The sequence below is a fragment of the Mycobacterium sp. NPDC003449 genome (assembly GCF_053588415.1).
Genome location: NZ_JBSFPX010000226.1, coordinates 1 through 10,326 on the forward strand (window position 1 = coordinate 1; position 10,326 = coordinate 10,326).

The following is a 10,326-nucleotide window of genomic DNA, read 5'->3' on the forward strand; positions in this document are numbered from 1 at the left end:
CGTCGCCGCGGGGGACACCCTGGACACGCTGGCGACGCGGTTCTACGGTGACCCGCAGCTGGGGTGGCTGATCGCCGATGCCAGCGGAATCGGCCGCGACACCGCGGTCGGCGCGGGGCAGCGGTTGATCGTCCCCGATATCACCCGGCACACCGTCGCCGCGGGGGACACCCTGGACACGCTGGCGACGCGGTTCTACGGTGACCCGGCCTTCCAGCAGCCGATCGCCGCGGTGAACGGCATCGCCAAAGCCGACGCCGCGGGCGCAGGCCGGCGCCTGGTCATATTCGCCGGGCGCACCGACGGTTTCGGGCTCCACATCGTCGACCGCAACGAGAACGACCCGCGCCTGTGGTACTACCGGTTCCAGACCGACGCGATCGGCTGGAATCCCGGCGTCAACGTGCTGCTTCCCGAGGACTACCGCACCAGCGGGCGCACCTATCCCGTGCTGTACATGCTCCACGGCGGTGCCGCGGACTTCCGCCAGTTCGACTTCCTGGGCATCCGCGGGTGGACCGCCGGAAAGCCGATCATCGTCGTGATGCCCGACGGCGGGCAGGCGGGCTGGTACTCCAACCCGGTCGGCTCCTTCGTCGGCCCGCGGAACTGGGAGACCTTCCACATGGCCCAGCTGATCCCGTGGATCGAGGCGAATTTTCGAACGTACGCCGAGTACGACGGCCGTGCGGTGTCCGGGTTCTCGATGGGTGGGTTCGGTGCACTCAAGTACACGGCCAAGTATTACGGCCACTTCGCCTCGGTCAGCGCCCACTCCGGCCCGGCCAGCCTGCGCCGCGAGTTCGGCCTCGTCGTGCATTGGGCGAACCTGAGCTCGGCCGCCGTGGAGCTGGGCGGCGCAACGGTTTACGGCGTGCCATGGGACGAGGCCAGGGTCAGCGCGGACAATCCGGTCGAGCGGATCGACAGCTACCGCAACAAGCGGATCTTCCTCGTCGCGGGCAACAGCCTGGATCCGGTGAACTGGTTCGACAGCGTGCAGGAGACCCAGGTGCTTGCCGGCCAGCGCGAGTTCCGCGAACGACTCAGCGCCGCGGGCATCCCGCACGAAGGGCATGAGGTGCCCGGCGGCCACGTCTTCCGGCCCGACCAGTTCGCCATCGACCTCGAGGGCATCCTGGCCCGGCTCCGGCCCGCGGCCGTCGTCCCGACGTCGAGTCCTCAGGTGTGAGGTGACACCGGCCGTGGGTCAGGCCGGCACCACCTTGCCCGGGTTCATCAGGCCGCGGGGATCGAACAGCTGCTTGACCGCACGCATCACGGACAGTTCGCAACCGCTCTTATAGCCCGCCAGGACGCCGACCTTGGCTTGTCCCAATCCGTGTTCGGCACTGATGCTGCCGTTGAGCGCCGCCGTGTGGTCGTAGACGACGGTGGCGAGCTCGGTCGCCCTGGCCCGGAAGGCGTCGTCCTCGGATCCGACCGGCTTGCTGAGATTGTAGTGCAGGTTGCCGTCGCCGACGTGACCGTAGGTCACGATGCGGATGCCCGGCACGACCTCGGCGAGCGCCCGGTCGGTGCGGGCCACGAACTCGGGAATGCTGCCCACCGGGACCGTGACGTCGTGTTTGAGGCTGGGGCCTTCGTGGTTCTGAGCCTCCGAGATACCTTCGCGCAATGCCCACAGCGCAGCCGACCGGGCCGCCGAGGATGCGATGACGGCGTCCCTGATCAGGTCGAGGCGGGTGGCCCGGTCCAACGCCTGTGCGAGCACATCGTCGAGGCCCGCGTCCGGCAACGCGTCGTCGAGTTCCACGAGTGCATACCACGGATGCGGCGTGTCGAACGGGTCGCGGATGTGTGCCCCGTGGCGCAGGACGAATTCGATGCTCTGGCGCGACATCAGCTCGAAGCCGGTCAGGCGGTCGCCGGCGACGTCGCGAACGACCCCGATCAGGTCGACCGCGGCCCGGGTGTCGGCCATCGCGACCCATGCGGTGGCCCGGCTGCGCACGGCCGGAAACAGTTTGAGCACCGCGGCGGTGATGATTCCGAGCGTGCCCTCGGCGCCGATGAAGAGCTGTTTGAGGTCGTATCCGGTGTTGTCCTTGCGCAATCCGCGCAACCCGTCGAAGATCCGGCCATCGGGCAGTATCACCTCAAGCCCGAGGGTGAGCTCACGCATCGTCCCGTAGCGAAGCACTGCGGTACCTCCCGCGTTGGTTGCGAGATTGCCACCGATCGTGCAACTTCCCTGTGCACCAAGCGAAAGCGGGAACAGCTTGCCGGCGCGGGCCGCCGCATCCCGTACCGTCTGCAGCACCGCGCCCGCCTCGACGGTGACGGTCTGGTTCGCCACGTCGATGTCGCGTATTTCGCGCATGCGGCTCAGTGACACCACCACTTGGCGTCCGGACGCGTCGGGAACCGCCCCGCCGCACATCCCCGTGTTGCCGCCCTGGGGAACGATGGCCACCCCGGATTCATGGCAGAGCCGGACCACCTCGGCGACCTCCGTGGTAGCGGCCGGGCGGACGACGGCCCGCGCGGTTCCCCGATACGCACCGCGCCAGTCGGTGAGGTAGCCGGCCATGTCCGCGGGGTCGGTGACGATCCCGGACGGTCCGACCACTTGTGCCAGGCGTCCGACGATGTCGTCCGAATCAATCACCGTGTGATGGTAGAAGTGGCCGAAGCGGGGTGTCCAAGTTCATTTGGGCATCCGTCGATGCCATCGCGGTATCGCGAGGCCAATGCCTACCGACGTCCCGAGCCGGGACTTTTGCGCTTGTTGGCGTTGAAGCGCGCTTTCTTCTCACGATTCCCGCACGTGTTCATGTCGCACCATCTGCGGGTGCGACTCTGGCTGCTGTCGAAGAAGGCGGCCCGGCAGGTCGGCGACGCACACAGGGCCAATTTTCCGTCTCGTTCGCCCGCGATGATGCTGATCGCGTCGGCGGCGATCACGCCCAGCGCGTCTTCCACGCAGGAATCCGAACCGAGTCGCCATCGCCGCGTGCCCTCGGCCGTCAGGACGGCTGCGGCCCGTCCCCGAGCGCTGCGGTCATTGATGACCTGGATGGCAGACGCGGGGAGCGCGTCTCGGATCGCGGCCGCCGTCGCGGCGGCATGAATCGATTCCCGTAGTTCCCAAGCGAGTTCGAGCTGGTCGACGGTGCAGGACGCCACGGCCAGGCCATTCACCGCCAACCAGTCGGCGAGTCGCTGCGGGGTGGGAATGCGCTCCACCGCCTGGCCGTGACGCTCCGACAACGTCCCGGTGAAGCTGGTCGACAGCACGCTCCCGAGACGGAAGTCGGGGAACCCAGCACGCATAGAACCACCTTAGACGGTTGCAGGTCGGAGCCGGAACATGTTAGAACCGTCTTAGCCGGTTCCGAATGCCCAGGAGGTCTCATGGCTGACGTGCACGCGTTCGACGCCCCCGCGCCCAGCGCCGAACTCGACGATCTGCGCACGCGATTGGCCGCGGCGCGGCTACCCGAAGCCGAGACGGTCTATCGCGCCGCGCCCGACCCTCGGCGCTGGGACCAGGGCGTTCCGCTCGGTGACCTCGTCGACGTGGTGAACTACTGGCGCACCGGGTACGACTGGCGGTCGTTCGAGGCGCGCCTCAACCGGATCGGCCAGTTCCGCACCGTCATTGACGGTCTCGGAATCCACTTCCTGCACCGCCGATCCGCGCGCGCGGACGCCACCCCGCTGATCGTGACGCACGGCTGGCCGGGCAGCATCGCCGAGTTCGTCGACGTCATCGACGAGCTGGCGGATCCGAAAGATTCTGGCGCCCCGGCATTCCACGTCGTCGCCCCGTCCTTGCCCGGATTTGGATTCAGCGACAAGCCGGCCACCAGCGGATGGGGAATCGAAAAGATCGCGGCCGCATGGGTGCAACTGATGGGACGTCTCGGCTACGGCACGTTCGTCGCCCACGGTGGCGACTGGGGAGGTGTGATCACCACGGTCCTCGGGGGCAGATTTCCCGCGCATGTTCTGGGCATTCATACAACGACCGCGCAGGCACCGCCCGGGTTGACCACGGACGGGCTGACCGCGACCGAGCGCACCTGGACCGAGGAGACCCGCGATTTCTGGCTGTACCGCGCCGCGTACGCGAAGCAGCAGGCAACCCGGCCGCAGACCATCGGCTACTCGCTGGTCGACTCACCGGTGGGACTTCTCGCCTGGATCCTGGACAAGTTCGCCGAGTGGACGGATACCGAAGACAGCCCGTTCGAGACGATTTCGAGGGACCGCATCCTTGACGACGTCACGCTGTACTGGCTGACGCGTACCGGTGCGTCGGCGGCCCGCATCTATTACGAGAGCCACAACTCGCTCGACCCCGACCTCCGGGTCGACGTGCCGTCGGCGATCACCGTGTATCCCCGCGATGTCGAGAAGTGCCCGCGCCCCTGGGCGCAGGAGCGGTTCCGGCGGATTGTGGCGTGGACGTCGGCCGAGACCGGGGGACATTTCCCGTCGTTGGAGGTTCCCGGGTATTTCGTCAAGGATCTGCAAGCGGGCCTCGCGGCTGTCCTGGCTGCTGATCGGTGAACGGTGTCGTCGTTCTCCGTGCGGTGACCACCACCGAAATCCACACCAGCAGAGCCAGTGCCGCGAGTGCGACACCGAGCGCCAACAGCCCGACGTTCAGGGTCACCACCGCGGCGACGGCCCCGACGAGCAGCGGTCCGCCGGCATCCCCGAGTTCCCGGCCGACCTCGGCCGCCCCCATGGTTTGGCCGAGTCGTTCGGGCGGACTGGTCCGGGCCAGGTACGCGAACCCGAGCGGTGTGATGAGCCCGGTACCGGCTCCGATGAGCACCGCGGCCAGCAGGATGCCGACGACGCCAGGGACGAGCGCGGAGGCCACGGCGCCTGTGGCGGCCAGCAATAGCCCGGCGGTCATGCCGGTGGTGTCTCGTAGTCGGCCGGCGTCTCGGGCACGTCCGACGCGTGGCTGGATCAGCGCGGCGGTAGCGGCCAGCACCGATATGACCGCACCGGTGACCAGGGGCCCTAACCCGTCGCGGGCACCGACCGCCGGAAGGAATCCGACACCGACCGAGAGCGCGGCGGTGGCGCCGGCCAGCGCCGCCGTGGGCCGCAGGAATGTACCTCGGGACAGGCGGCGGGCCAGATCGAGCACGGTCTGCCGGGCTTTCGGCAGCACCTCCACGGCGGGGACGGCCACGGCGGCCCAGCCGGCCACGGCGGCGGCGAGCACCGCCAGCGTGCTGAACAGCAACGAGTAGCCACCGATTGTGACCAGGACGCCGCCCAGCAGCGGCCCCAGGGTGTAGCCCAGCCCTTTCCACGCGCCGTAGCTGCCGAACGTGCGGCCGTGTGCGGTGGTCGGGGTGAGCCGGGCCAGCATCGCCCCGGCCGCGGGCGAGAACGCGGCCGCGGCGGCACCCTGGCCGAATCTGGCCAGCCCGATCAGGCCGGGGTTGCCTGCGACCACGAACGCCGCCGAGGCCAGTGCGAAGGCCACCAGGCCGCCGAGCAGAACCGGGCGCGCGCCGATCCGGTCGGCCAGGGTTCCGAACACGGGTTTGAGGAGAACTTCGGCGCCGTCGTAGACGGCCAGCAGCAGCCCCAACGCGAGCAGACTGGTGTGTTCGGACTCGGTGAAGCCGGCCAGGCTCGCGGCGATGCTGTGCGCCCCGAAGGCGGTGACGAAACCGGCCGCGTAGAGCGGCAGTAACCGGGACCGGGGTAGCGCATTCACCGTTGAGCTCATACCTGCTGCAGGGCGGCGAACACCGTCACGACCGACAATGTAACAAACGTTACTCAGCGCCGAGTGATGTCGATGTGCCCGTGACTACGGAAAAGTGATCGGGGGAATGTCGGCGGGCAGTTGAACCGGTGGGATATCGGCGGGCAACTCGACCCGCGGAATGTCTCCGGGAAGCTGCACGCGGGGGATCTCGCCCGGCATCTGCACGTTCGGGACCGCACTCGGCAGCGGCACCGGTGGAATGTCGCTGGGCAACGGAAAGGGCGGAACATTGGCCGGGACGGGCAACGTCGTCACCGCATCGTCGGATGCGACCGGTCGGTCCGATGCTGCGGCGCAGCCGACTGCCGTCGTCAGTGTCGCCGCGATCGCCATCCACGCTGCCGCACGTCGCGGGGCGCGCTCCGCCATGCTGGTCATTCTGCCGGCTCCTTGCCACTAGCGGTGACGACGCTACCACCGGCGCGATCGGCGCCGGTGGTAGCGAAAGGCCGTCCTCACAACAGAATCGTCAGCCGTCTGCCGGTGTCGAGGCGTTGAGGTAGGTGGCCGAAAATTGGGTGACGAGGGAGTGTTCGTCGGCGCCGCCGTAGGTGTAGGCCGGGGACAGGATCGGTCGCACCCGCTCAACCTTGAGTACGACGGCCTGGTTGGCGGGGTAGCCCGGCCCGTTGAGGTCGAGCAGCCATTGCTGTAACCAGGTGTGCACGGCACTGCCCGCCCGGTGCAGTTCGGCGGTGCCGCTGAATCGGTAACCCCGACGTCGCAGGAAGTCGATGACGGCGATCTCCATGCGGTTGTTCGCCGACAGGTTCGCGATGGTCCCGGGCGAGGCGATATCCATGAATGCGACTTGGTCGTCGTCGTAGACACGGACCGAGCCCTTGGGGGACAGGTTCGGCGAGCCGTCCGGGTTGACCGTCGCGACGAACGCCAGTTTGGCGCTGTTCACGATGTCACGCATATCGTCGTCGATGAGGTTCACGCCGCCTCTTTCGGTTCGGTGCGCCCGGTCCGGCGCAGGTGGTCGATACTCAGGACGTCGCTGCCGAGCGGGCAGAGGGCGAGGAGCAGCGCAGCCGCTGCGGCGCTGAAAACCGATGCGCTCAGGGGAGTTTCGAATCCCGAGAAGAAGAACATCGACATCGCGAACACGATCAGGGTGGCGGCGCTGGCCAGTGCGGCCCACCGCAGCGCCACGCCCAGCAACAGGGCGACGCCCAGGACGATCTCGACCGCCGTGGCTCCCCACGCCGCCACGCCGAGCGACCCCGACGGCAGATACGGCGCAAGGGAATGCAGATATCGGGTGAACGCGTCGAAGTTTCCCCATGCGACATTGCCGGTGCCCGCGGCGCCCCACAACCCGAACCGATCGGCGACCGCGGAAAGGAACGCGGCCGCCAGCGCGGCTCGCGCGAAAACGGTGGCCGCCCACCATACGTGCCGACGGTGCGACGGCCCGGTCCAGCCGTTGTGGGCAGTAGTCATGTGATCACCGTTCTCCCGTCGGACGTGACATCGGCACCAGATAAGTTCGAATATCAGAATAGTTCGGAAACACAAACAATGCTAGAGTGGTTCTCATGCCACACCAGCGGCCCACGTCAGAGCAGCTCACCGCACTCAGTCATGTGCAAACCATCGCGCCGTCTTTTCGGCGCGCGCGGGTGGAGCTGCCGGAACCGTTGCAGACGATCTTCCGCGAACAAGGGCTGGCCGGCCGCCACGCCGCCGTCCTCACCCAACTCATCGCCGGCGAGCCGGCCAGTGTGACCGATATCGCCGAGCGGTTGCACGTATCCCTATCCACCGCAAGCGAACTCGTCGGTGACCTGAGTCGTGCCGAGCTGGTGATACGTCGGGAAGATCCCGAAAACCGCAGGCGCACTCTGGTGTCCCTCTCGCCGAATGCGCGGCCGGCGGTCGAGGCCTTCATCACCGTGCGGTCCGCACCACTCCTGCGGGCCATGGCACGGCTCTCACCCCGGGATCAGCGAGGGTTCATCGCCGGATTGGCCTGGTGGGCAACCGAAGAACAGGACGGGGCCGCACCGTGACGGCGGCCTGTTGTGAGAGGAGAATCCAATGGGTGACACCGCGTCGACAAATGTGGTCGACTTGGCCGACATTGACTGGCACCAGACCGACCTCGGTCCGGACTTCTGGATCAGTGATGACCTGGTCGGCCCCCAGTATTCGAAGTTGTTCAGCGCGCAACTGACCAGGTTCGGTCCCGGCGGGAGATCCGCACCCCATCACCACGACTACAACCATGCGTTCTACTTCCTGCTCGGCACGGCCCGGGTGCAACTGGGTGAGCAGTTCCGCGAAACCAAGCCGGGCACCTTCGTCAAGATTCCGGCGAACATGCTGCACAGCCTGGTCAATACGGGCAGCGAGGATCTCGTGTTCCTCGTCATCTACGACCCGCCGCACGTCGCGACCGACTAGACCTTCCAGCCGGATTGGGTCAACCCGCGGCCCGCAGTTCGATGTCGGAGATGTTCGTGCGGCTCTGCCCGTCGAGCGTGCCCAACTTCGAAATCCACACCAGCACATGAGATGTTTTCGTGTGATTGTCGACGGTGATGGTGTTCTCACCGGGTTGCAGCGTCACGGTCGGGGTCAACTCGGTGGTGTCGGACAGACTGCCCGGGTCGGCGCTGTCGGCCGCACGGATCTGCACCTCGGTTCCCGTGCTGGGCACGTCGATGGTGACCTCGCTCAATGCCGTCGATGCCGGCAACTGCAACATCAAACCGACGCCTTCTTTGAACGAGGGGAACGGTGCGGCATCCTGATAGATGTCGGTGGGCCAGGCCGTGCCCGGGTCGGCATCGATGGCCAGACCCGCCCGATCCGGGTGGTCAGGGGCGCCGCCGGGGGAGAACACCGTCGCGCTCTCCGGCGCAACCAGCGGGCCGGGGCCACCCTGCGTTGACACGCCGAAGCCGCCAGTGACGAAATAGATCGCGGTCGCGACGGCGACCGCGATCACGGCCAGCAGAACGGCGATGCGCAGCGGGCCCGACGTGCGTGCGGACCGCTTACCCGGTTTCACCTCGAACGAGGTGCGCCGGCGGCCGCGCGGACCGGACGAGTGGTTGATCACCGAGTCGGCGAACAGTGTCTGGTCATCCCAGAATCCGCTGACCTCCACGACGTCCCCGTCGGAGAGTTCGCCGGTGATGGAGTCGCCACGCAGTTCGACCGGTACGACGGTGCTCGCTTCGCCTGTGGACTCGTATCGCTCTACGTAGAAGGACCAGACTTCCTCGTCAGTGTCGGCTCCGGCCGGGTGTTTCTGGACCGCACGGGCGGTGCCGAGCACCGTGAGTACGTCCAACCGCCTGGTGTGCGAGGAGCTGGCCGGATCTGGGCCGCCGGGCATCGCCATCGGCGCGGTGTGTGGTCCCGGCTCGGGCGCGGTCTGCTCCAGTGCCGGCTCGGGCGCGGTCGCCTCATCCAGGCTCCCGCCCAGTGCCCGGGCGAAGTCGACGCACCGCGGATAGCGCTTGTCCGGCTGCTTGGCCAGGGCCTTCGCCATCGCCGCGTCGAGGTGGGCGAGGTCGGGGCGGCGCTGAGACAGCGCAGGCGGAGGTTCGTTGAGGTGTTTGCCTGCGACGACGATGCGATTGGCATCGCCGAACAAGGGCGCGCCGGTCAACAGCTGAAAGGCCGTCGCGGCCAGGGCGTACTGATCGGCCCGACCATCGAGCGTTTTGCTGGTGAGCTGTTCGGGCGCGACGTAGGCGATGGTGCCGACAGCCATGTTGGTATCCGTGAGACCGCTCACGTCGTCGGCTTCCCTGGCGATCCCGAAATCGGTGAGCAGTACGCGTCGGCGAGCGCTGGCCGTCGGTTCGGTTACCAGGATGTTCGCCGGTTTGACGTCTCGATGCAGTAGGCGTCGTTCGTGGGCGAAGTCGAGCGCTTCGGCGACCGCCGTCACGATCTCCACGACGTCCCGATAGGGCATGCCCGACGGATACTGCCGCTCGAGCAGGTGACGGGCGTCGGTGCCCTCCACGTAGTCCATCGAGATCCACAGCCGGCCTTCGAATTCACCACGGTCGTGCACACCGACGATGTGTGGATGCCACAACGTCGCGGCGAGCTCGGCCTCCCGGGTGAACCTGGTCCGGAACTGGGCGTCGCGCGTCGCGTTCGCCGACAGAATCTTGAGCGCGTCGAGGCGGGGCAGACGGGGATGCTGGGCGAGGTAGACCTCTCCCATGCCGCCGGAGCCGAGGAGCCGCTGGATGGTGTACCCAGCGAAGACGTCATCGGCGTTGAACGGCATATGTCGGAGCCTACAAACGAACGCGAACCGGCCACCGAGCTGTCGCTGTTTTCGCTGGTCAGCCAGTAAAAACAGGAATCTGCCGCCCGGTCTGTTGCCCGAGGACCGGGCGGACAGCCGAATCGCCAAAGGTGTGGGGCGCCAGCAGCCGTGATGACATCGTCGTTAAGGCAGTCGCAGATCAGCCCTAGGCGTGCCCTAGTACTACAGCCGCACTTATTTCCTGGGTGATCGGCGTGTCGTTGTGTGACACTGGGATTTGCCAGGCATGTTGCTTATGTGACTGATGGGG

At 67.3% G+C, this 10,326-nt stretch carries 11 protein-coding genes; 4 read left to right on the top strand and 7 right to left on the bottom strand.

Annotated elements, in window-relative coordinates:
• The coding region (locus tag ACWDTP_RS33965) for an alpha/beta hydrolase-fold protein (protein WP_450027616.1) at nucleotides 1–1,192 on the top strand (1,192 nt) is incomplete at its 5' end.
• 18 nt (nucleotides 1,193–1,210) lie between these two features.
• Here ACWDTP_RS33965 and ACWDTP_RS33970 read toward each other — a convergent pair.
• Entirely contained in the window at nucleotides 1,211–2,632 is a 1,422-nt protein-coding gene (locus tag ACWDTP_RS33970) for an FAD-binding oxidoreductase (protein ID WP_450027617.1), read from the bottom strand.
• Between the two features lie 86 nt (nucleotides 2,633–2,718).
• Nucleotides 2,719–3,297, bottom strand: coding sequence for a CGNR zinc finger domain-containing protein (locus ACWDTP_RS33975; protein WP_450027618.1), 579 nt, complete (start codon nucleotides 3,295–3,297; stop codon nucleotides 2,719–2,721).
• 81 nt (nucleotides 3,298–3,378) lie between these two features.
• On the opposite strand from ACWDTP_RS33975, the gene ACWDTP_RS33980 reads away from it, so the two are divergent.
• Nucleotides 3,379–4,539: an epoxide hydrolase family protein gene (locus ACWDTP_RS33980; RefSeq protein WP_450027619.1), complete on the top strand. Its 1,161-nt coding sequence runs from the start codon at nucleotides 3,379–3,381 to the stop codon at nucleotides 4,537–4,539.
• Here the strand turns inward: ACWDTP_RS33980 and ACWDTP_RS33985 are convergent.
• The 4 genes from ACWDTP_RS33985 to ACWDTP_RS34000 all read right to left on the bottom strand — a co-directional run bounded on the left by ACWDTP_RS33985 (nucleotide 4,490) and on the right by ACWDTP_RS34000 (nucleotide 7,219).
• A complete protein-coding gene (locus tag ACWDTP_RS33985; RefSeq protein WP_450027620.1) occupies nucleotides 4,490–5,728 on the bottom strand; it encodes an MFS transporter in 1,239 nt (412 codons plus the stop codon). The genes ACWDTP_RS33980 and ACWDTP_RS33985 overlap by 50 nt on opposite strands.
• Before the next feature lie 84 nt (nucleotides 5,729–5,812).
• On the bottom strand, nucleotides 5,813–6,148 hold the full coding sequence (locus ACWDTP_RS33990; RefSeq protein WP_450027621.1) for a hypothetical protein: 336 nt from the start codon (nucleotides 6,146–6,148) through the stop codon (nucleotides 5,813–5,815).
• Nucleotides 6,149–6,239: 91 nt separating this feature from the next.
• On the bottom strand, nucleotides 6,240–6,713 hold the full coding sequence (locus tag ACWDTP_RS33995) for a pyridoxamine 5'-phosphate oxidase family protein (RefSeq protein ID WP_450027622.1): 474 nt from the start codon (nucleotides 6,711–6,713) through the stop codon (nucleotides 6,240–6,242).
• The gene (locus ACWDTP_RS34000; protein WP_450027623.1) at nucleotides 6,710–7,219 is read right to left on the bottom strand and encodes a DoxX family protein; all 510 of its coding nucleotides are present in this window, start codon (nucleotides 7,217–7,219) and stop codon (nucleotides 6,710–6,712) included. The genes ACWDTP_RS33995 and ACWDTP_RS34000 overlap by 4 nt, the downstream gene beginning before the upstream one ends.
• 95 nt (nucleotides 7,220–7,314) lie before the next feature.
• On the opposite strand from ACWDTP_RS34000, the gene ACWDTP_RS34005 reads away from it, so the two are divergent.
• Complete coding sequence (locus tag ACWDTP_RS34005; RefSeq protein WP_450027624.1) at nucleotides 7,315–7,788, top strand: MarR family winged helix-turn-helix transcriptional regulator; 474 nt, start codon at nucleotides 7,315–7,317, stop codon at nucleotides 7,786–7,788.
• A 28-nt stretch (nucleotides 7,789–7,816) separates the two neighbouring features.
• A complete protein-coding gene (locus ACWDTP_RS34010; RefSeq protein ID WP_450027625.1) occupies nucleotides 7,817–8,182 on the top strand; it encodes a cupin domain-containing protein in 366 nt (121 codons plus the stop codon).
• A gap of 19 nt (nucleotides 8,183–8,201) precedes the next feature.
• Here ACWDTP_RS34010 and ACWDTP_RS34015 read toward each other — a convergent pair whose 3' ends face one another.
• Nucleotides 8,202–10,034, bottom strand: coding sequence for a serine/threonine-protein kinase (locus tag ACWDTP_RS34015; protein WP_450027626.1), 1,833 nt, complete (start codon nucleotides 10,032–10,034; stop codon nucleotides 8,202–8,204).
• Between the last annotated feature and the right edge of the window lie 292 nt (nucleotides 10,035–10,326).

Bases quoted from the DNA above. Each gene is read 5' to 3' on its own strand.
- ACWDTP_RS33975 (WP_450027618.1), bottom strand. From the start codon at position 3,297: ATGCGTGCTGGGTTCCCCGACTTCCGTCTCGGGAGCGTGCTGTCGACC.
- ACWDTP_RS33980 (WP_450027619.1), top strand. From the start codon at position 3,379: ATGGCTGACGTGCACGCGTTCGACGCCCCCGCGCCCAGCGCCGAACTC.
- ACWDTP_RS33985 (WP_450027620.1), bottom strand. From the start codon at position 5,728: ATGAGCTCAACGGTGAATGCGCTACCCCGGTCCCGGTTACTGCCGCTC.
- ACWDTP_RS33990 (WP_450027621.1), bottom strand. From the start codon at position 6,148: ATGACCAGCATGGCGGAGCGCGCCCCGCGACGTGCGGCAGCGTGGATG.
- ACWDTP_RS34000 (WP_450027623.1), bottom strand. From the start codon at position 7,219: ATGACTACTGCCCACAACGGCTGGACCGGGCCGTCGCACCGTCGGCAC.
- ACWDTP_RS34005 (WP_450027624.1), top strand. From the start codon at position 7,315: ATGCCACACCAGCGGCCCACGTCAGAGCAGCTCACCGCACTCAGTCAT.
- ACWDTP_RS34010 (WP_450027625.1), top strand. From the start codon at position 7,817: ATGGGTGACACCGCGTCGACAAATGTGGTCGACTTGGCCGACATTGAC.
- ACWDTP_RS34015 (WP_450027626.1), bottom strand. From the start codon at position 10,034: ATGCCGTTCAACGCCGATGACGTCTTCGCTGGGTACACCATCCAGCGG.